General features: G+C 40.8%; 18 protein-coding genes and 1 tRNA gene. 10 read left to right on the top strand and 9 right to left on the bottom strand.

The window, feature by feature from the left end; translation table 11 throughout:
* The first annotated feature begins 327 nt into the window (after positions 1-327).
* Positions 328-1,515, top strand: coding sequence for an ammonium transporter (locus tag AVJ20_RS13510; protein WP_111885583.1), 1,188 nt, complete (start codon positions 328-330; stop codon positions 1,513-1,515).
* 75 nt (positions 1,516-1,590) lie between these two features.
* Here AVJ20_RS13510 and AVJ20_RS13515 read toward each other — a convergent pair whose 3' ends face one another.
* A complete protein-coding gene (locus AVJ20_RS13515) occupies positions 1,591-2,289 on the bottom strand; it encodes an HAD family hydrolase (RefSeq protein WP_111885584.1) in 699 nt (232 codons plus the stop codon).
* A 172-nt stretch (positions 2,290-2,461) separates the two neighbouring features.
* On the opposite strand from AVJ20_RS13515, the gene AVJ20_RS13520 reads away from it, so the two are divergent.
* Positions 2,462-3,169 carry a phosphatase PAP2 family protein gene (locus AVJ20_RS13520; RefSeq protein WP_111885585.1) on the top strand — a complete coding sequence of 236 codons (708 nt, stop codon included), beginning with the start codon at positions 2,462-2,464 and terminating at the stop codon, positions 3,167-3,169.
* Between the two features lie 43 nt (positions 3,170-3,212).
* On the opposite strand, the gene AVJ20_RS13525 is transcribed toward AVJ20_RS13520, so the two are convergent.
* The 5 genes from AVJ20_RS13525 to AVJ20_RS13545 form a co-directional block, all read right to left on the bottom strand.
* The gene (locus AVJ20_RS13525) at positions 3,213-4,532 is read right to left on the bottom strand and encodes an ATP-binding protein (RefSeq protein WP_111885586.1); all 1,320 of its coding nucleotides are present in this window, start codon (positions 4,530-4,532) and stop codon (positions 3,213-3,215) included.
* A 19-nt stretch (positions 4,533-4,551) separates the two neighbouring features.
* Complete coding sequence (locus AVJ20_RS13530) at positions 4,552-5,220, bottom strand: response regulator transcription factor (RefSeq protein ID WP_111885587.1); 669 nt, start codon at positions 5,218-5,220, stop codon at positions 4,552-4,554.
* Between the two features lie 3 nt (positions 5,221-5,223).
* Positions 5,224-6,894: a phosphoethanolamine transferase gene (locus AVJ20_RS13535; RefSeq protein ID WP_111885588.1), complete on the bottom strand. Its 1,671-nt coding sequence runs from the start codon at positions 6,892-6,894 to the stop codon at positions 5,224-5,226.
* Positions 6,895-7,034: 140 nt separating this feature from the next.
* Positions 7,035-8,165 carry a porin gene (locus tag AVJ20_RS13540; protein ID WP_111885589.1) on the bottom strand — a complete coding sequence of 377 codons (1,131 nt, stop codon included), beginning with the start codon at positions 8,163-8,165 and terminating at the stop codon, positions 7,035-7,037.
* Between the two features lie 121 nt (positions 8,166-8,286).
* The gene (locus AVJ20_RS13545; protein WP_111885590.1) at positions 8,287-9,579 is read right to left on the bottom strand and encodes an MFS transporter; all 1,293 of its coding nucleotides are present in this window, start codon (positions 9,577-9,579) and stop codon (positions 8,287-8,289) included.
* A gap of 168 nt (positions 9,580-9,747) precedes the next feature.
* Here AVJ20_RS13545 and AVJ20_RS13550 point away from each other — a divergent pair, with 168 nt between their 5' ends.
* The 5 genes from AVJ20_RS13550 to putP all read left to right on the top strand — a co-directional run bounded on the left by AVJ20_RS13550 (position 9,748) and on the right by putP (position 14,520).
* Positions 9,748-10,383, top strand: a complete 636-nt coding sequence (locus AVJ20_RS13550) for a 1-acyl-sn-glycerol-3-phosphate acyltransferase (RefSeq protein ID WP_111885591.1) — start codon at positions 9,748-9,750, stop codon at positions 10,381-10,383.
* Between the two features lie 61 nt (positions 10,384-10,444).
* Positions 10,445-11,368: a patatin-like phospholipase family protein gene (locus tag AVJ20_RS13555; RefSeq protein ID WP_111885592.1), complete on the top strand. Its 924-nt coding sequence runs from the start codon at positions 10,445-10,447 to the stop codon at positions 11,366-11,368.
* Positions 11,369-11,467: 99 nt separating this feature from the next.
* Positions 11,468-11,947 carry an NfeD family protein gene (locus AVJ20_RS13560; RefSeq protein WP_111885593.1) on the top strand — a complete coding sequence of 160 codons (480 nt, stop codon included), beginning with the start codon at positions 11,468-11,470 and terminating at the stop codon, positions 11,945-11,947.
* A 16-nt stretch (positions 11,948-11,963) separates the two neighbouring features.
* Positions 11,964-12,818: an SPFH domain-containing protein gene (locus AVJ20_RS13565; protein ID WP_078189969.1), complete on the top strand. Its 855-nt coding sequence runs from the start codon at positions 11,964-11,966 to the stop codon at positions 12,816-12,818.
* A 211-nt stretch (positions 12,819-13,029) separates the two neighbouring features.
* Positions 13,030-14,520, top strand: coding sequence for a sodium/proline symporter PutP (gene putP, locus AVJ20_RS13570; protein WP_111885594.1), 1,491 nt, complete (start codon positions 13,030-13,032; stop codon positions 14,518-14,520).
* Positions 14,521-14,716: 196 nt separating this feature from the next.
* On the opposite strand, the gene AVJ20_RS13575 is transcribed toward putP, so the two are convergent.
* The 3 genes from AVJ20_RS13575 to prpF all read right to left on the bottom strand — a co-directional run bounded on the left by AVJ20_RS13575 (position 14,717) and on the right by prpF (position 18,132).
* Positions 14,717-15,625, bottom strand: a complete 909-nt coding sequence (locus tag AVJ20_RS13575; protein ID WP_078193048.1) for a polyprenyl synthetase family protein — start codon at positions 15,623-15,625, stop codon at positions 14,717-14,719.
* 130 nt (positions 15,626-15,755) lie between these two features.
* Positions 15,756-16,733, bottom strand: a complete 978-nt coding sequence (locus tag AVJ20_RS13580) for a GGDEF domain-containing protein (protein WP_162689770.1) — start codon at positions 16,731-16,733, stop codon at positions 15,756-15,758.
* A gap of 208 nt (positions 16,734-16,941) precedes the next feature.
* Positions 16,942-18,132, bottom strand: a complete 1,191-nt coding sequence (gene prpF, locus AVJ20_RS13585; RefSeq protein ID WP_111885596.1) for a 2-methylaconitate cis-trans isomerase PrpF — start codon at positions 18,130-18,132, stop codon at positions 16,942-16,944.
* A gap of 330 nt (positions 18,133-18,462) precedes the next feature.
* Between prpF and AVJ20_RS13590 the strand changes: the two genes are divergently transcribed.
* From AVJ20_RS13590 to AVJ20_RS13600, 3 genes are all read left to right on the top strand, one after another.
* Positions 18,463-19,851 carry an amino acid permease gene (locus AVJ20_RS13590; RefSeq protein WP_111885597.1) on the top strand — a complete coding sequence of 463 codons (1,389 nt, stop codon included), beginning with the start codon at positions 18,463-18,465 and terminating at the stop codon, positions 19,849-19,851.
* A 73-nt stretch (positions 19,852-19,924) separates the two neighbouring features.
* Positions 19,925-19,997 (top strand) — tRNA-Arg (locus AVJ20_RS13595).
* A gap of 557 nt (positions 19,998-20,554) precedes the next feature.
* On the top strand, positions 20,555-22,096 hold the full coding sequence (locus AVJ20_RS13600) for an outer membrane protein transport protein (RefSeq protein WP_111885598.1): 1,542 nt from the start codon (positions 20,555-20,557) through the stop codon (positions 22,094-22,096).
* Positions 22,097-22,186 lie beyond the last annotated feature (90 nt).

Genomic DNA, 22,186 nt, shown 5'->3' on the forward strand with positions numbered 1-22,186 from the left:
ACGCTCCATTTGATAAAAATACAAAATAATGAATTGCCCTGAATTAACTCAGAAATGGCGCTATTTGTTTTTCATTTTTTAAACAGATTCAAAAAACATAGTTTTTCACTTAATAATCATTCATTTAATTTTCTCATTGAAAATCACCATTGCACTATTTTAGTGCATTATTGTCATACTCATGCAAGTCTTTGCTTTATATCGAGTCTTCTACATCTTTTAGTTTTTTTAATCAAAATTTCCCTCTCTCACTCCTCATTTCGAAATTATTCCGCTCGATATACTGAACTTATTTTCGTGAACTAGCGCACTAAACTGGAACACCTTATGCAAAATATAGATCTCCTCTTTCTCCTTCTTGGTGCAGTCTTGGTTCTTGCCATGCATGCTGGCTTTGCATTTTTAGAATTAGGTACAGTACGACATAAAAATCAGGTCAATGCGCTGAGTAAAATTTTGACTGACTTTTCTATTTCCGCAATTGCATACTTTTTTGTGGGTTATTACATCTCTTATGGTCAGCACTTTTTTCATATTGGGGACACTTTAGCAGCCGATCATGGCTACAACTTAATGCGTTGTTTCTTCCTGCTGACTTTTGCCGCAGCCATTCCAGTGATTATTTCAGGTGGTATTGCTGAACGTGCAAAAATGCGGACTCAAGCGATTGCCACATTATTATTGGTCGCTTTGGTCTATCCATTCTTTGAAGGCATGGCATGGAATGGTAATTTTGGGCTACAAGCATGGTTAGAACGCACATTTGGCGCAGCATTTCATGATTTTGCAGGTTCGGTCGTGGTACATGCGATGGGCGGTTGGATCGCTTTAGCTGCAATACTTTTACTTGGCGCACGTCATGGACGCTATAAAAAAGACGGTCGTATCAGCGCTCACCCCCCTTCAAGTATTCCATTCCTTGCCTTAGGTTCTTGGATTTTAATCGTTGGCTGGTTTGGCTTTAACGTGATGAGTGCGCAACGTTTGGATGCCATTTCAGGACTGGTTGCAATTAACTCTCTCATGGCAATGGTCGGTGGCACATTGGCGGCAAACTTCATGGGTAAAAATGACCCCGGTTTCTTACATAACGGTCCCTTAGCAGGTTTGGTTGCAATCTGTGCAGGCTCAGATGTAGTTCATCCTGTCGGTGCGTTAATTATCGGCGCTATCGCAGGTCTGATCTTTGTCAAACTATTTACATACACTCAAAACAAACTCAAAGTCGATGATGTACTTGGCGTATGGCCACTACACGGTGTTTGTGGTGCTTTCGGTGGTATTGCAGTGGGTGTATTTGGACAAAAATGGTTGGGCGGTTTAGGCGGTATTTCAATGATCTCTCAATGTATCGGTACGCTGCTCGCGATCGTGATTGCATTGGCTGGTGGATTCATCATTTATGGTCTACTCAAAGTAACGATGGGCATTCGCCTAGATCAAGAAGAAGAATTCCGTGGTGCAGACTTAAGTATTCACCGTATTTCGGCAAACTCTGAAGAAAACATGTTCTAAACAACACAATCTAAAGCGGCATTTATGCCGCTTTTTTTACCCTGAACTTCGCTTAAAGCTTGAGTCTAAATCACCTTATTTTAGAAAATCTAAGACCTGATCCAAATGCTGAATTTTATTCGGAATGCTGTGCTGTTGTTCTACACTTAAAGCATGAAAGCCTTCTAATAAAACAGCAGACATCCCTGCTTGGCTCGCACCATAAATATCATTGACAGGATGATCACCAATAAATAAACACTCGGTTTCCTTCACGCCCAACTCACGACAACTGTACTGAAATATTTCAACTTTGGGCTTACTGATGCCTGCACTTTCCGAGCTGATGATCTGATCAAAATACGATGCAAAACCTAGTCCATTCAAAATATTCAGGCGTGTGGCATGTCCACCATTCGACACCACCGCCAGTTTATACTGCTGCTGTTTTAGTTGCTGCAGCAAGGTCAATGCTCCCGGCATCGCCACGGCGAACTGACCAAAGTGCTGAAACCAAAATTGTGTGAGCTCATCAAAATCGGGTTGATGTATCCAATCCAGCTCCGTTTGTAGAGCATAAGCGACAGATGCCCCAATACTCGGATGAGTAAGGAGTTCTTTTTTCGGATATCCCCCATTATCTATACGATTAATAATACGTTTAATCTGTACAAGGTCTACCTCCACCAGCGTCGACTGATAAGACTCGGCTAAATACTGCGTATAGGCCTGAACGCTGTGATCTCGATGAGTCAAAGTATTATCTAAATCAAAAAGGACTGCACGTATGCTCATAAATCTTTATTACTGAGTTTTCAAAAACTTTAACACAATGCCCGTTTTGCTTTATGCACCTTCTTCACTATCGATATCAATACAGTTCAAATAGCCGATTAAGTCTGATTTAAGTTTTGTGGTTTCAAATAGCAGCATTCAAACAAAATAATTTCAGCACATCACACGACTTATGCTCTCGAACCGTACCTTTTTATTGCGACAAACCCTGCTGCTCACACTCAGTTTGGTTGGCCTCCTTTATGTTTTTCCCGTCGGTGGTTCGCTCGACCAAACTTTTATTCAGCCTTGGGTCGACCTACATGGTGGTTTTCCTCATCGTAATGATTGGGCACTTGCGGTGCTGAACCATCGCTATATCAAGAATATCGTCATAGGTGTGTATGTCCTGTATATCGCAGCATGGATATGCAGTTTTAAATATCCTCATCTGAAAGCACGCAAGTTTGAATTCGGTTATTTTATCGTAGTGGCTCTACTCAGCACGGCAATCATTGGGTTGCTCAAATCACAATCTGCGCATGCCTGCCCTTGGAATATGACAGTCGCTACAGCCCACGGCTTTTCTTGGGATTTTTCAGCACGCCAAGGACACTGTTTTCCCGGTGGTCATGCTGCGACTGGTTTTGCCCTGATCACGGGCTATTTTGTTTATCGAATACATCGACCTGCCCGTGCCTATTTCTTTTTATCTGCTGGGCTGATTTTAGGCTTTGCTTTTGGCTGGGCGCAAATGATGCGGGGTGCGCATTTTCTGAGTCATAACCTTTGGACCGTATGGATCATTTGGGCATTTAATTGTGTCATGTATCTATTGTTTTCTCGCCATTTCACTGCATCGACTACGCAGCAAAACAGCAAACCTTTTACATGGATCTAATTAAGTCCCTGAATTGAGCTTGATCTGAAAATGATTGAGTCACTCATGATTCACTAAATGGGATCTGTAAACTCACTTTCAGACCACCCAATGTTTCACTTTTAGAAAATTCCAAATCCGCACCGATATGTTTTGCGGCTTTATCCACGATCGCTAGCCCTAAACCACTTCCAATTTCTTCATGATTATAAATTCGATAAAAGCGTTTTCGAATTTGCTCATATAAAGCTGGGTCGATGCCAGGCCCACTATCTTCAACCTGTACAACCGCCTGCCCCGCATGTTCAAAGACGGAGACATTAATCATGCCCTGTGCAGGCGTATATTTGATGGCGTTATCAATCAAATTAAAAATGATTGAATGTACCGTTGGCTCAAGACTATATAAGGCAATGCTTTGTTGTTGCTCCATGCCAAGGTCAATATCTTTTTGCATGGCCAAATGCACCAGTTGCTCCACGCAATTGGTTGCGACTTGCTTAAGATCAAAATGTTGTTTGCGCTCAAGTTCAAAGACCGAGGCGTCTTGTTTTGCCAAACTCAATAATTGACTCACCAAATGCTGAATACGAATTAAACCTTTACTCAAATTTTGTAGAGCGTCATCTTGTGGAAATTTTTGTAGCAAAATCTGCATTTGCAAATTCAGTGCGGTAATCGGGGTCCGTAACTCATGCGCTGCGTCAGCAATAAACTGGCGCTGTTCCTGCTGTGACAATGAAATCCGTTCAAACAACTGGTTCATTTCAATAATGGTCGGCGCAATTTCCTCTGGATACGGCGTTTGAGAGATTGGAGAAAGTTCAAAGGCATCCCGTTTTGCCAATTCTTTTTTAAATTTTTCCAGTGGGTTTAAGCTGCGTTGAATCAACCATCCCAAAGCGATTAATGCAAAAGGTATGAAAACCAAATAGGGAATAAACATACTACTAGCCAATTCAGCAGCAAGATGCTGTCGAACCGATTCTTGCTGACTGACCTGAATTTGCCGATCTGCGAGTGGCAAAATATAGGTATGCCACTCATCCTGTTGGGTTCTGTGGTTATAAAAACCGGCTTTGGGCTGAGGCGCGACCAATAATTTTAATTGATGGGTTTGATGCGCATTGGATTGATAAGTCCATACATCGACAAATAAATCTTCTTCGTGATAACGCTTATGTTGATCAAATTCGCTGCGAATGGGCTGCGGATCATGCTCTGCAACACGTTCCGCCAAATTTTGCATTTGTGCATCTAAAATTTCATTAATTTCTTCAAGTGCAATTCGATAAGCTGAAAACACCAAAAGACAGCCCAAAAGCATACTGAAAACAGACACATAAATAATTAGTCTCTTTTTCAGAGAATAAGGCTGCTGCATGGTTGATAATTCCTTTGCCTTAACCGAGTCGATAACCTAAACCACGAATGGTGCGAATAAAATCTTTGTCTAATTTTGTTCTGAGATGATGCACATACACTTCTATGGTATTACTACTGATATCACTATCAAAATCATAAAGCTTATCTTCTAAATTGGCTTTCGAAAAAATCTTATTCGGATGCGTCACCAATGGAATCAATATGGCCCATTCACGGTTAGATAAATCGACATATTGACCCTTATAGCGTGCAAGATGCTGCTCAATATCTAAAATCAATTCACCATGTTTTAAAATTTTCTGTGGTGCTTCGAGTGAACTCTGCCCTGTGCGTCGAAGGAGCGCATGAATCCGTGCAAGTAATTCATCAAACTCATAAGGCTTAATCAGATAGTCATCTGCCCCATGGTTTAAGCCATCTACACGATTTTGTAATTGATCACGTGCCGAGATGATTAATACCGGCAATTTGGGCTGCATTTGACGAATTTGTTTCAGGACTTTCATACCATCCATCATCGGCAAACCCAGATCCAGCAAGACGATATCAATTCCCCCTTGCATAATGAGCTTTAAGCCATCGATGCCATTATTCACCCACTCGACTTCAAACTGTTGATAGTTCAACAAAGTTTTGGTCGATTCGGCAATCATGAAATCATCTTCAATAATAAGTATTTTGTGCATGGCTTAAGTCCTGCGCTGTACTGAAGTACATTGTTGCAACATATTGTTTTTTTCATCAATCACTTGAGTCTGCACATCAAGCAAACTCAATAGCGATGGAAATAGATTATCCTGACTTAATTTTTGGCTTTTTTGTGCCATTAAACAAGTATATTGCGCTGAATTATTTTTTTGCCAAGCCGGTGAAAACCACATCAACATCGGCACATGAGTTTGCTGTGACGGTGCAATTGCGTATGGAGAACCGTGTAAATACAAACCATGCTCACCGGTCGACTCACCATGATCGGACAAATACCACAGTCCTGTTTGATAGTTGTTAGTCACTTTTAAGGTGTTAATCAATTCACTCAGCACATGGTCGGTATAGATAATACTGTTGTCATAACTATTTATTAACTCTGTCGAGCTACATCCCTGTATGGCATTGCTATTACAGGTTGGCTTAAATTTTTGAAACGCTGCGGTACTTCGTTTGAAATAAGCAGGGCCATGACTGCCCATTTGGTGTAACACAACTAAACGGGGAGTTGGATCTGCTTTGGGGATCAAAGCCAAATATGCTTTCAAACCATCCACTAAGATTTCATCATGACATTCGCCATCGGCATCACACCACTTTTTCTTCAGCGCGTCAGGAAATTCATATTTTTCAACACGTGTACATGTTCCCTTACAGCCTGAATTATTATCTAGCCACGTCACCTTATAGCCTGCACGCTGTGCAATATCGAGTAAACCTTCACGATGACTTGCAAGCTGTTCGTCATATTCGGTTCTCGGCATACCCGAGAACATACAAGGAACAGACACAGCGGTTGCCGTGCCACATGAACTGACTTGACTAAAATTGATAATATTTTGCTGACTGAGTTCAGGATTGGTATTTTTAGCATAGCCATTGAGTGAAAAACTTTCCGCGCGCGCAGTTTCACCGACTACTAAGACCATCAATTTTGGTAAGCTTTTGGCGCTTACGTTTTCAACCATATGTGCATCTTCACCATAGTTCAGCAATGGCAAATTCTGTTTCGGTGCTTTTTTGTGATAATAGGAAAATGTCGAAGCGATAGTGTTTTGTGGTGAGAGCATGCCTTTTAAGTCACGATGCTCACGAAAGATCGCAGCATAATCGACAAAATAAACAAACAGCAAAGCACCCAAAAGGATGAGCGATAGCACTATATGTAGACCCTTTTTGGCTACCACCGTGCTTAGGGCTTCTTTATGCAGTGGCAAAAGCCAGATCAATAGCACTGGCAAAATAACCAGTCCAAAGACCCAGATAAAAAATTGTGGCGAGATTAAATCCTGCACTTCCTTTACATCTGTTTGCATCATGTTCTGCACTTGGTCAGATGTAATGGTCACGCCTAAACTATTGACGAAATAAGCACTCAAGCCACCAATGATCAGCAAAACAATCGCCAAAAGTTTTGAATTCCATCGCCATTGCAGTAGTTGCATCAGCACATTATAAAGTGCCACTACCACCAGTACTGTTGCCGCTAAAAATAGTCCGGCCTTCAATCCCGTATAAGGTGTGAGCTGCTGGATTTGCTGATAAAACGCGAGGTTCAAAACCACCCCAAGCCATAAGGCAAGCACGAGGTTAAATTGACTTAAACTAAGTCTTGGAATTTTTTGCTGTAATTTAGCTATGACCTGAAGCATATTGGCATCAATTATTGATCTTTGATGCCCTAATCTAAAAATTCAAACTTAAAAATCACTTAAAACTGATCAAAACCAAGCAAGAAAAATCAAAAAAGGCGATGTAAAACATCGCCTTTTGAACAACTTAAATCAAGGTCTTAGAATTTAAATTCTAGACCAGTACCTAGAACAGGTTGTTCGCTTTCATTCGAACCTTGTTCAAGTGCTAAGTAACCTGCATAACCATAAGCTTTCACTTGTTTGCTAAATGCATAATCTGCACCTGCAATGAGTTGCTGAGCTTCGTAATCATCACCCACTTTATAGGTCGTAGTATTTTGACTATATTGTGCTTTTACTGTCCAAGCTTTTGCAGATGGTAAATTGTATTCTGCGCCGACTAACCAACCTTGAGCATCATCAATATTTGCTGCTTTTGATGAATTCTTAATCGCATCCTCTTCGCTAGAATATGATGATTCTTCAACTTCAGACGTTTGATATAAAGCTTTCAGTGCTAAACCACCTTCAAGATTTACACGACCGATCGCACGAACGGTATTGGCTGCCGCAAAAACTTTCGTACCTGTAACTTCAGGAATTTGAGCATTTAGGATCCCTATGCCACCAAAATTTGATGGAATGGCTTTGTCATAGGCTAAACCTGCAACAACAACGGGGCTGTCATAAACAACAGAAGCCGACCAAGCATCACCAAGACCACGACCCGCGGTTTTTACTACACCATTGTCGCTCTTAATTCCTGAAGATTCACCTGTAGCAAGCAATGCATTAACTTTAATTGCACCTTCAGCAATTTTAAATGCTGGTGATTCATAAACAACAACGTTATCTACACGATTTTCACCCGTCATGATGCCTGTAACATCAGCACGGTTACCCACGTAGTTGTTGAATGTATCAACCGGACTAGACAATTGTTTTAATGGTGTATCGTGTGCACCGACTTTCAATGTACCAAGTTTCGCATCTTTCAAACCAACGAAGCGGTTACGCTTAGACCAGTCATCGCCTTCGCCGTCTGAGTTAAATGCCCATTCAATTGCATAAACTGCGCTTAAACGGTCAGTCAGTTTTTCATCGCCCTTTAAACCCAAGAAAGAACTGTTTGAACTGATTTCAACGACATCTTTGTCTGAAACACCCGTTTTATTATCTTCAGGTAAATAATCAACAGACGCATCAATTTCACCGTAGAAGGTTGGTGCTGCAAAGGTTGAGCCAGCCAAAAGGCTCAATGCGATAGCCGCTGCTAACTTAGTTTTCATCAAAAAATTTTCCTTAAATTATTTTGTAACAGATATTACACACGGGAAACATATTACAAAATTATTAAAATAATATTTGCATTGCTCTTTTAGTGCTTTAGCTGATAAAAAACAACCAAAATCATGATTTAGAAGTGATTTTGGTCATTTTTTGATGCCTTCCCCAAAATAGAATCGGGACTAAGCTCAATGCAGCCAAACCTGTGATCCAAAATAAATAAGTGCTATAACCCAACTGATCGGCCACTATGCCACTGATGCTATACAGCCCCCCACTCACCGTCGCCATAATGGCAACCTGAAATGTAAAGTCCGTTGCTGCAAATGCTTTACGACTATATTGCATCACCAAAGTTAGCATGATCACGAGCAGCATGGCTGAAATCATGTCTTCGGCAGCATTGATCCCATAGATCAGCCACTCATGGACGGGCCGTTTTGCCTCGAACTGCAAAGCCAGCCATACATAGGCCAATAAACTGAATATTTTCAATACCGAATAGAAAACCAAGGCTTGCGCCCGAGAAATATACTTCAAGCTAAGACCAGCAAGCCCTGCCCCAATTAAAGCAGCCACTGCACCTAGCATGGTGACATACAGACCAATTTGACTAAAACTCAATCCTAAATCCACCATCAGCGGCTTGAGTAAAGGACCTGCTAGACCATCTGCAAGCTTAAAACTCAATAAGATCATGAGCCACAGTGTGAGGGTTTTGGTTTGGGTAAAATAAGTCAAATACTGGCGTATAGCGTAGAACAAGCCTGAAGTATGCTTATGGTTGTTATCATTCTCTGGACTAGATTTTATGTTGAGCTGTGGCTTTAAAGGTTCTCGATACAGAAAAATAGGGATGGTATTGATGAACACCAATGCCGCTAAAAATAGAAAGGTGGCTTGCCAATCCCACCAATCCAAGGCCCAAAGCACAGCACCACCACCGACAATAAAGCCGAGTCGTGAACCAATCACCTGAAAAGTATTGCCCCAGTGCTGTTGGTCAGTTTTTAAAATATTGACAGCCAAGCCATCGGTTGCGACATCTTGAGTCGCACCAACCAAATTCATACTGAGTAAAGCCACAAAAAACAGCAGCAAATACATTGGTTCATTCAAACTTTGGATCGGCAAAAAGGACAGGAAGACCAAGACCACCACGGACAACAACTGCATTGGAATAATCCAACTCCGATAGTGCCCTTTGGACCTTGAACCATGTCGATCAATCCACGGTGCCCAAAAAACTTTGATCGACCATGGCAGCATGAGTAATCCAAAGCCACCAATATGTGCCAAAGATACACCTTGCGCTCTTAAAATCACTGGTAAAGCATGCGTCATAAAACCGACAGGTAACCCTTGCGCCCAATATAAGGAAAACAGTAAAAGATAGAGCTGACGAAGCTGGATCATAAGTTCCTAAATGTTGAATGCGCTGAAGTTACATTTAGAGTAGTCAAAATACGGCTATTTTGCCAATGATCTAAAAAAATCATCAACCTAAGATAAGGTCAATGCTGATGCCATACTTTTAAATGTGCATCACATCAAAAATGGATTTCACCTATATAAGAATATGCAATGAATCAAAAGACTCAATTATTTCCAGTTTTGCCCGATCAAGTTCCATCACGCGGCTCCCCCCTGAGCCGCGCAATATTTAAAACACTTTTTTTGGCACAAGGATGGAAATTTGACGGCGAATTTCCCAACCTTGCCAAAGCTGTAGCGATCATTTCTCCGCATACTTCTAATATAGATGCATGGCATGGTTTTCTTGCCTTGCTTGGAATCGGGATAAAAATAACCATTTTTGGTAAAAACACCCTTTTTGATACCCCCTTAAAACCACTTTTGGATTGGGTCGGCGTGATCCCTGTGCAACGTGAAAATCCACATGGACTGACGCGTGAAATTACTGAAATTGTCCAAGCGACAGATCAAATTTGGATTGGAATGGCACCTGAGGGAACACGAAAAAAAGCCGATAAAATCCGCAGTGGTTTTTACTATATTGCCTATGAAGCACAGATTCCTATCGTGATGTTTAGCTTTGATTATGTAAAGAAAACCATTCATTGCTTGGGTGTTTTTGAACCGAGTGGAGATTTTGAAACTGATATCGGAAAAATTTTGAAGATTTATGATGGCAAATTTTCCCCGAAAAATCCCGAATGGTTGGCCTTGCCGTTACAAAAGCACTGGAAAAAGCCCTAGTCAAATGGCTATTTTTTTGATGTGATGTGCACTTTGTATATTTAACCATCAGATTTCACCCATGAAACTTTTGCATTACCTGATTCCTAGCCTCTTTGTATTGGCACTCACTGGCTGTGATTCTGCAACCAAAACGCCTGCAACCACGACACCTACACCTGCCAAAGCACGTGAACCGGTGATCGCGATTGCGCTCGGTGGCGGCGGTGCCAAAGGTTTTTCTCATATTGGCGTGCTTAAAGTACTCGAATCACATGGTATTAAACCTAAAATTGTGACTGGGACCAGTGCAGGTAGTTTTGTCGGTAGCTTGTACGCCAGCGGTAAAACACCATATCAAATGCAGCAATTGGCCTTGAACTTTAAAGAGTCCGATATTCGTGATTTAACCTTAAATAGCCAAGGCATTATTCAAGGGCAAAAACTGCAAGACTTTGTTAATAAAAACGTCGGCAATAAATCAATTGAACAGTTTCCAAAGCGCTTTGCTGCTGTAGCCACCCGTTTGGATAATGGCAGTAAAACTGAATTTAACCGTGGTAATGCCGGCCAAGCGGTACGTGCATCGTGCAGCATTCCGAATGTATTTGTACCTGCAACCATTGCAGGGGTGAAATATGTCGATGGTGGCTTAGTCAGCCCAATTCCAGTGAAAACCGCACGTGATATGGGTGCAGATATCGTGATTGCAGTTGATATCTCTGCGCGTCCTGATGGTAGCAAAGCCGTAAGCATGTTTGGTTTACTCGATCAAACCATTAACATCATGGGACAACAAAGTATTAATGAAGAACTAAAAAATGCCAATTTCGTGATTCAACCTAAAGTGGGACATATCGGCACACTCGATTTGAAGTCGAGCAATGCGACGATTTTAGAAGGTGAAAAAGCCGCACAGCTCAAAGTGAATAGCATTATTAAGGCGATCGATAACTTTAAACAGTCCCCTGCGGCCTTTAAACCAGCACCAAAAGCGAAAATATAATTCAACGATTTTTTTTATATTCATTGAGTTATACATCTGCTACATTGATATAGATACTGGTTCATCTATATCAATTCACCCTTATATAAGAGTAGATGTATGGAATTTATTTTAGAACCTTGGCACTGGTTTGTATTGGGCGTCGTTTTGATGCTTTTTGAACTGATTTTGCCGTCTTTTGCTGCGCTATGGTTTGGCGTTTCTGCAATTTTGGTTGGGATCTTATATTGGATCTTTCCATCCATGGACTTTAATGTCCAAATTGTGGTTTGGATTATTTTTGCTGTGCTCTGCACATTTTTGTGGTTCAAATTTATTAAACCTTTATCCATTGATAAAACCAAAGCAGGTCTGTCCCGTGAAGCGACGATTGGCCAAGTGGGTATGGTGATTCAAACCCAGCTCAATCATGGCAGCGTTAAAGTTCGCTTCCCGATGCCTGTTTTAGGTTCAGACGAATGGCATTGCCGTACCCAAGATGCACTTCAAGTCGGCGACCGTGTTCGCGTGACCGATATTTTAGGCAATGATTTAGTCGTCCAACTGCACAGCAGCAACCACCCCACTGACAATCCATAAATAAGTGAGAAATGACATGTCTGGTGTTTCTATTGTTTTTTTAGCGCTCTTAGTTTTTGTAGCCGTCACCATTTTTAAAGGTGTCCGTATTGTTCCCCAAGGTTATAAATGGATTGTTCAGCGTTTAGGTAAATACCATACAACGCTCAATCCGGGGCTGAACTTTGTGATTCCGTATGTCGATGAAGTGGCTTATAAAGTCACAACCAAAGATATCGTGTTAGATATTCCCTCTCAGGAAGTGATCACACGTGACAATGCGGTACTGCTGATGAATGCTGTGGCTTATATCAACTTAACCACGCCTGAAAAAGCAGTTTATGGTATTGAAAACTACACATGGGCGATTCAAAACTTAGTTCAAACCTCTTTGCGGTCTATTGTTGGTGAAATGGACCTCGATGATGCACTATCATCGCGTGATCATATTAAGGCTAAACTTAAAGCTGCTATTTCTGATGATATCTCTGACTGGGGTATTACGCTTAAAACTGTAGAAATTCAAGATATTAAACCTTCTCATACCATGCAAGCTGCGATGGAAGAGCAAGCGGCCGCTGAACGTCAACGTCGTGCAACAGTCACCAAGGCAGACGGTGAAAAACAAGCGGCTATTTTAGAAGCAGATGGTCGTTTGGAAGCCTCTCGTCGTGATGCAGAAGCTCAAGTGGTACTGGCAGAGTCTTCTCAACGTGCAATTGAAATGGTGAGTTCAGCCGTCGGCGATAAAGAAATTCCAGTTGCGTACTTACTGGGTGAACAATACGTCAAAGCCATGCAAGATATGGCTAAATCTAATAATGCCAAAACTGTGGTATTACCTGCAGATGTACTGAATACGATTCGTGGTGTGATGGGCCGTAATAACTAAATCTTCACATTAATTAAAATGGGTCGTGACATACGGCCCATTTTTATGCCCAAAACAAAAAAGAAGGCAAAGTTTGTGAATTTATGTTTAAATTTCACGTTATTTTTTTGACGTTTTAGGACTTATCGTTCGATTTCACCTACTTGGCTTAGGCAAATCCCATTGAGTCCCCTAATTAAACGCAATTGTCCAACGCCAAAGCGGATACCGTATGAGCTCCCTGAATCCCACCCTAATTACCTTTCTCTTTTATATTGTCGCCATGGTCGTGATCGGTTTACTTGCATACCGTGCGACCAGTAACTTTTCTGACTACATTTTAGGTGGCCGCCGATTAGGGAGCTTTGTCACTGCCCTTTCTGCAGGTGCATCGGATATGAGTGGTTGGTTGCTCATGGGTCTTCCGGGTGCGATTTACCTTTCAGGTTTATCTGAAATGTGGATTGCAATTGGTCTGATCATCGGTGCTTGGCTCAACTGGTTACTTGTTGCAGGTCGTCTCCGTGTACATACCGAAGTTCAAAATAATGCCTTGACCCTACCTGACTATTTCTCAAATCGTTTTAACGATCAAAAGAAAATCTTACGTATCGTGTCTGCTGTGATTATTTTGATTTTCTTCGCAATTTACTGTGCTTCAGGCATGGTTGCAGGCGCTCGATTATTTGAAAGTATGTTTGGTATGTCGTATAGCACTGCGCTTTGGATCAGTGCCATTGCAACGGTGAGCTATGTGTTTATTGGTGGCTTCCTTGCTGTCAGTTGGACCGATACCATTCAAGCGGGCTTTATGATTTTTGCCTTGCTACTTACCCCTATCGTGGTCATGTTGTCATTCTCTGATTTAAGCCAGTTCACTCTGGCACTAGAAGCGGCACGCCCTCAAGCGATGAATGTATTTGCTGACTTAAGTTTTGTCGCAATCATGTCTTTATTGGCATGGGGCTTAGGCTATTTTGGTCAACCGCATATCTTAGTCCGCTTCATGGCAGCTGATTCTGTTAAATCGATTCCCAATGCACGCCGTATTGGTATGACATGGATGACGCTCTGCCTCGGTGGCGCAGTTGCAGCAGGCTTCTTCGGTATTGCTTATTTCCAACAGCATCCAGAACTGTCAAGTGTCGTTACAGCAAACCCTGAAACGGTCTTTATGGAATTGACTAAAATTCTATTTAACCCATGGGTGGCAGGTATCGTATTGGCTGCGATTTTAGCTGCGATCATGAGTACCCTCAGCTGTCAGCTTTTAGTCTGCTCAAGTACATTAACTGAAGACTTTTATAAATCATTCTTACGCAAAAATGCTTCACAAAAAGAATTGGTTTGGGTCGGCCGTATCATGGTGTTAATGATTGCGTTGCTAGCGATCTATATGGCGGCTAATCCTGACTCTAAAGTCCTTGGTCTCGTCGCATATGCATGGGCAGGCTTTGGTGCTGCATTTGGCCCACTGATTATCATGTCATTGTTCTGGAAACGCATGACACTCAATGGTGCTTTAGCAGGTATGGTGGTTGGTGCTGTTATGGTTATTCTATGGAAAAACCTCTGGGGCGATACAGGCGTTTATGAAATTATACCGGGCTTCATCTGCTCACTCATTGCAATCATCATTGTGAGCTTAATGGGCAAAGCACCATCTGCTGAAGTCACTGAAAAATTTGAAGAAGCAGATCGTATCTATAAAGAAAGTATTTAAGACCAATAGCACTTAAATTTAAGTTCTAAATTTTAATATCTGCAAAAAAGGACGCCTAGCGTCCTTTTTTGTTTTTTATCATGTCATCCATTTAGATATTACTTAGAGGTTTCTTGACTTCTGTTCCAAATGTACTTGATATAAAAAAAGCCCACAACATGTTAAATGTGTGGGCTAATGTCTTTACTACGTCATATTAACTTTGACGTTTTAATAAAAACTGCGTGATCTTGTGTAATTCTGCCGCATCTTCTGCAAAATAATCCAAAGCTTGAAGTGCTTGTGCATGTAATTCTTCTGCATAAGCTTGCGCTTGCTCGAGACCCATTAACGCAGGATATGTGGATTTATCCACTTGTTGATCTTTACCCGCTGTTTTACCCAATGCTTCAGTGTCAGCAATAATATCTAAAATATCATCTTGAACTTGGAACGCTAAACCAATCGCGAGACCAAATTCACGGAGTTTAGGAATGGCTTGATCTGTGCCATTAAATATTGTCACTGCAGCCATCATGATTGCAGCAGAAATTAAAGCACCAGTTTTATTTCGATGAATATTTTCCAGTTCATCCTGACTGACATGCTTGCCTTCCGCTTGTAAGTCTAGAACTTGGCCATTGACCATTTTGGAAGTTGCAGTCGCTAAAATTTGCATTTGCTTTAAGATGATCGGCGCTTCAACGGCTGGGCCTTGATCAAAGAGACGGCTGCCTAAAACTTCAAAAGCCATCGATTGTAAAATATCGCCAGCAAGTAAAGCCGTATCTTCACCAAAAGCCACATGACAGGTTGGTTGACCACGACGGAGTAAATCGTTGTCCATACACGGCAAATCATCGTGTGCCAATGAATAGCAATGAATAAATTCGATCGCCACTGCAGCACGGCGTACGGCTGCAAAATTTGTATTGGGTTTTAACGCTGCTGTTGCATAACAAAGTGCCGGTCGAACACGTTTTCCACCCAACATCACAGCATGATACACCGCCCCTTTTAAGGGTTCTGGAATTGAAAATGCATCAAGCGCTGTCAGTAAATCCTGCTGAATACGCTGCTGCGCTTCTGTCAGGGCATGTGTGGAAACGTCTGTTAAAGAAGACACATTCACCTCAAATACTTTAAATATTTAACTGCTTCGTTCATTAGCAAATTGATTGCCAATGTTTTCTGTCAATTTTGACCTGTTGCATCATACTGCTTTCTCAGATCTTTCTCTATGTTACGGCCTAAATCTATGTGTTTTTCTCACAATTTGATGGTTTTTTAAATGTCGTTTCCTCAAATAGCGCCACATTTTGTCCATCATTAAAACAGGTACAATTTTTCGAGCCTTTCTTGGCTTGATATAAAGCCTGATCGGCACGTGCCAATGTTTCAAAAAATGACTCCGTACCACCCCACAAAGCCACTCCGCATGAGATAGACAGTTGTAGAGCCTTATCCGCATAATTCATCGAAGAAGCATAGATTTGCTCACAACATTGTTGTGCAATCGAACATGCAGTCGATATAGCCGTGCGTGGCAAAATCATTGCAAACTCTTCCCCACCCATGCGATATATTTGTGCATCTGCATGTTGACTAATTTGCATCCTTAAAAGCTGCGCACTTTTTCTTAAAACTTCATCGCCAAACGCATGACCGTAGATATCATTGATTTGCTTAAAATTGTCTAAGTCGAGCATCATCAAACAAATTTCATTGGCTTGTTCAACCGCGAAGCTTTTTTGCCACTGAGAAAGATCTAAATCAAAACCTCGTCGATTTTTTATCCCTGTCAGATAATCAAAATAAACTTGTTGTTCGAGTTGTTGGTTATGTTTCAACAGTGATAATTCGACTTGCTTTAAATTTGTAATGTCCGCACAGCACAACAGTACATGTTCCAAATCCCCACTTTGTTGAAACTTTGGTTTGAGCGTGAACCAATAATGCCGTTCATTTTCACTATACATAAAGGGTTCAATGCTATCGTTCTCTAAACAGCGTAAATCAAACTCAGAACTTGTGGCTTTGGTCTTTTGCTGCATCACAGACACGTGATTTAATACGATCTCTTGTAAGTCTGACTGAAATCGATGTTTAAATATTTGATTGGCGCATATCAGCTCAGCTGTCGCAGAAAATAACGCAGCAGGCATTGGCAACGCTTCTAATACAGCCAATTGTTCAGTAGGTAGGTCCGATTTTATTAAGTCTTTTTTAAGCATGGTTTCGCTACTTTTTTTCAGGGTAAAGCTACGCAAAATGCTAACAAAATTAATCTGACATAAATCACAGAAACTTTCTAATATTAAATGCAGTTCATATTATATAAAAATATATACCAATTCATGATTTGCTTATTCATATAAAAGATAAAGGCAAAAAAAAAGCCCCTGCAAAGCAGAGGCTGATTTCTAATTCGATGTTAAATGCTTAATCTAAACTATCCCCAGGAATACGCACCCAGCCTTCCATTAAGACACGCGCACTTCGGCTCATCACGGCTTTTTTAACGACCCACTGACCATTTTCATAAATTGCTTGCGCACCTACACGTAGCGTCCCAGATGGATGTCCAAAACGCACAGCTTCTCGCTCCCCACCACCCGCGGCTAAGTTCACAAGCGTCCCCGGTATCGCCGCAGCTGTACCAATGGCAACTGCCGCTGTACCCATCATGGCATGATGCAGTTTCCCCATTGATAAGGCACGAACCAATAAGTCCGTATCTTGTTCTGAAATATGTTTAGAACTCGAAGATGTATAGGCTTTCGGCTTTGAAACAAATGCAATCTTTGGGGTATGTTGACGCTGTTCTGCTTCAGCAATATCTGAAATCAAACCCATTTGCTGCGCACCATAAGCACGGATTTTTTCAAAACGGGCCAATGCCTTGGCATCACCATTGATCGCATCTTGCAGTTCAGTGCCGACATAACCAATATCTTCTGCATTTAAGAAAATGGTTGGAATGCCTGCATTAATAAATGTTGCAGGGAAACTGCCTTCATCGGGTACGGTTAAGGTATCGACCAAATTCCCTGTAGGGAACATAGCGCCGCCATCTTCACCATCATCTGCGGGGTCTAAAAATTCAATTTGAACTTCGGCTGCTGGGAAGGTCACACCATCTAGTTCAAAATCACCAGTTTCTTGTACTGCACCATCAGTAATAGGTACATGCGCAATAATGGTTTTTTGAATATTGGCTTGCCAAATACGAACCGTACACAAACCATTTTCAGGAATACGTGATGCCTCAACCAGACCATTTGAAATGGCAAATGCACCAACCGCTGCCGTTAAGTTTCCGCAGTTACCACTCCAGTCGACAAATGCTTTATCAATCGACACTTGTCCAAATAGATAATCTACATCATGCTCAGGCTGTGAACTTTTTGCCAAAATCACGGTTTTACTGGTACTTGATGTCGCTCCACCCATCCCATCAATTTGTTTGCCATAAGGATCTGGACTGCCAATCACACGTAATAAAAGTTGGTCGCGAACTTTTCCAGCTTGTTGTGCTGCAAGCGGCAAATCATCTAGCTTGAAAAATACACCTTTACTAGTACCACCACGCATATAAGTCGCTGCAATCTTAATTTGGGGAGCAAAACTCATTTTTATTGAATCCTTAATCTTTATCATTGTGTTTTGGCAGAGCGTTCTTTTCTGCGCTTTTGCATCATACAATGTTTAATTGAATTTTTAACAATCACATGACTTAAGTATAAAAAAACAACATTCGATACCTTTTCCATATAAAGCCAAGCATCAGAATTTCAATTAAAATAAAATTAATCTATTGATTCATAAATTTTTAATTCAGCATTTAAAACGAAAAATAGGTTATTAAATATATAAATATTTTTCATAAATTTTGAGCTACTAGGCTATTCATTCTCTATACATTACAATTACCAAAATTAAACCATTCTCGGGAAGAGTAACTTGACTACCAATTCCTCCGAACTCAAGCGTGGCTTAAAGAATCGTCATATTCAATTGATTGCCATGGGTGGTGCAATTGGTACAGGCTTATTCTTGGGCTCAGCGCATGTGATTCAATCTGCTGGACCATCCATTATTCTCGGCTACGCCATTGGCGGTCTGATCGCCTTTCTAATTATGCGTCAGTTGGGTGAAATGATCGTCCATGAACCTGTAGCGGGTTCATTTAGCCATTTTGCATATAAATATTGGGGGAAATTTCCAGGTTTCTTAACAGGTTGGAACTACTGGATTCTCTATATTTTAGTGGCAATGACAGAACTCACCGCTGTTGCGAAATACATCAACTACTGGTGGCCTCATATTCCAGCGTGGGCATCTGTACTGTTCTTCTTCGTGATCATTACTTTAGTAAACTTAGGTAATGTGAAGTTTTATGGTGAATCTGAGTTTTGGCTGTCGATTATTAAAGTCACTGCGGTTATTTCGATGATCGTATTTGGTTTGTATTTGCTACTGACTGCAGATGCCAATTCAACAGCATCATTTACCAACTTATGGAGTCAGGGCGGCTTCTTCCCAAATGGTTTTGAAGGTTTATTCTTCATGCTGGCTTTCTTGATGTTCGCCTTCGGCGGTATTGAACTGATTGGTATGGCGGCAGCAGAAGCTGAAAATCCAAAAGAAACTATTCCTAAAGCGATTAACCAAGTTGTATTTCGTATTTTGATTTTCTACGTGGGTTCTTTAACTATTCTATTGTCACTTGTGCCATGGAATCAGCTTGAACTAGGTGGTCTAGACAAAAGCCCATTTGTGATGATCTTTAGCCAACTAGGAATTGATTGGGCTGCACATTTACTGAACTTCATTATCCTAACTGCAGCACTGTCTGTTTATAACAGCGGTATGTATGCCAATAGCCGTATGCTTTACAGCTTGGCGAAACAAGGTAATGCCCCAAAAGTTTTCGCAAAAACCAACAAAAGTGGCGTGCCAATTCCAGCAGTATTACTTTCTGCAGTACTGATTTTCGGCTGTGTACTCTTAAACTACTTCGTACCCGAAGATGCACTTGGTCACTTAATGTATGTTGTTGTTGGTGCGCTTGTCCTGAACTGGGCGATGATTACCATGACTCACTTACAGTTCCGTCGTGCAAAACGTATTTTGAATTTTAAAACCTCATATCCTGCACTTTGGGCACCAGTCAGCAACTACATCGTTCTGATCTTTATTGCTTTAGTTCTATTTATTATGTGGACTCAGGGCTTTATGGAATCTGTTCTGATGATCCCTGTTTGGATTACAGTCATGTTATTAATGTTTAACTATCTTAATCCTAAAGATTTGAGCGACATTGACCCCAATGAAGTTCATAAAGACTAAGTAATTTAAAAAGTTATTGTTTCGGCAATAACTTTTTTTTTAGCTAAAATAGGAGTACATTAGCCTCCGTCATGCGCTCTTAGCTTAACTGGATAGAGCAGTTGCCTCCTAAGCGACCGACGTGGGTTCGAGTCCCGCAGAGCGCACAATTTTTTGGACACCTCACCTCTCTGATTTTTTTCAACTCACATTTATCAATAAAACTAAATTCAGAATTCTTAAATCTAAATTTACATTACAAATTCAAAATTCATCGATGAACTTTTTTTAACTTAATCTTTGTTTTTACTGATATTACTCTTGAAAGATTGTTTTTAAGAAGAATTGAATAGCATTTTTAAATTCCCTAACCATCTATTTGTCAATGCAAAAAACGACACACGGCATGGTCGATAAAGCCAAAAAGTCAATTTATAACTGCCTATATCAAAATATTTTTAAATTTTTCTAGGTTTAGAAAATAAAGCATTAAATAAAAATAATACTTAATAATCAAAATGTTATATATATTAATTAGTACAATTACTCTAAATTGGGTAATTTTCAATCATATTTTTTAATCTAGAGCATTTACTCTTATTTTAATTGTGCTATTTTTGTCACATGGAGTAACAATTAAGCCCAAGAGTATTAAAAAGTTTTCCATAACGAATATGTGCAGTAACCATAAAAATCAAATTCGTATCTCAAGGAATGACGAAGAATGAAATTAAAAACTTTAGCTACAGCCATGATTCTTGCTTCAGTTCCAATGACAGGTGCTTTTGCAGCAGCAATGGACCGTTCAGGCCAATCTATGTCTGCATTCTTACAACCAGGAAATTATTTTGAAGCAGGTATTTCAGTTCTAGATCCGACAGTATCTGGTAAAGAAGCTGGTGAAACAGCTACACGTCGTAATATTGAAGACATGGCTGATGATTATTACTTCCCTTCAGCCGCATTAAAACTACAATTAACTGATAAGTTTTCATTCGGTCTTCTATATGACCAACCATTTGGTGCCGCTGCTGAATATAAAGGTAACAATGCTTTTGTTTCACAAGCTTCTGACACGGTATTACCTCAACCACTATTAGACAGCATGGTTCGAAATGAAGTTACTCAAACTTTAAATCAACTTACAAGTACACAAATTGTAGGTTTAGCAGCGCAAGGCTTGCTTGCACAACAAGGTATGTCTCCAACTAACCCAGCTTATAATGCTACTTTACAAGCAACAGTGACAGGTATTATCACTCAAGCAGGTGGTAATGTTGATACAGCTGCTGCTGCAGTACGTCCACAAGTTGAAGCTGGGGCATTTACTCAAGGTCAACAGCAATTACAACAACGTTTAGATAATGCAGGTGTTGCTCTAGGTCAAGGAAATACAAAAGTTTCTGTAGACACTCAGAACTTAGCTTTTGTTTTTGGCTTCCAACCTACGCCAAATTGGAACATCTATGCTGGTCCTGTTTATCAAACAGTTAAAGGTAGCGTAAGTCTACGTGGTCAAGGCTATAGCATTTTTAATGGCTATGACTCAAACATTAAAGAAACTGGTGATCTTGGTTGGTTGGCAGGTGTTGCTTACCAAATTCCAGAAATTGCACTTAAAGCTTCTTTAACATATCGTTCTGAAATTGACCATGAAACGACAATTCGCGAAACAATTCCAACTGCTGGCGCGTTAACGCTACTTGGTCAAAACCCTGCAGATGTAGTTGGAGCTAAGAGCACTTCGACGATTACTACACCTCAGTCTGTAAACCTTGATTTCCAATCTGGTATCATGGCTGACACCGTTGCATTTGCAAACGTGCGTTGGGTTGAATGGTCAAATTTCGCAATTCGTCCATACCAATTCGGTTTAATGTCTGAAGCAGTTGGACAATTACCAGCAGTTAACCGTCCGAACGGCTTTAACTTAGTTGAATATTCTGAAGACCAAATTTCTGCAACAGTTGGTGTTGGTCGCAAACTCAGTGAACAATGGGCTGGTAACGTATCCGTAGGTTGGGACTCAGGCGCTGGTAACCCTGTATCAACACTTGGCCCTACTGAAGGTTACTGGAATGTCGGCTTAGGTTTACAATTTAGTCCAGCACCGAATTACTTCATTGCTGGTGGCGTGAAATACTTCATGCTCGGTGATGCAAAATCTCAAACAGCTGCTCAATTTGGTGAAGATAGCCGTATTGTTGGTGAATTTGAGGATAACGATGCTTGGGCATACGGTTTAAAAATCGGTTACCGCTTCTAATTCTCGATATCAGTAGATTGGAAATATATCCAATCTACTATTGTAAAAATAATTTAATTCAAATGTTCATAGATTGAGCATTTGAATTTT

The sequence above is a fragment of the Acinetobacter sp. CFCC 11171 genome (assembly GCF_003268405.1).
Classification (GTDB): domain Bacteria; phylum Pseudomonadota; class Gammaproteobacteria; order Pseudomonadales; family Moraxellaceae; genus Acinetobacter; species Acinetobacter amyesii.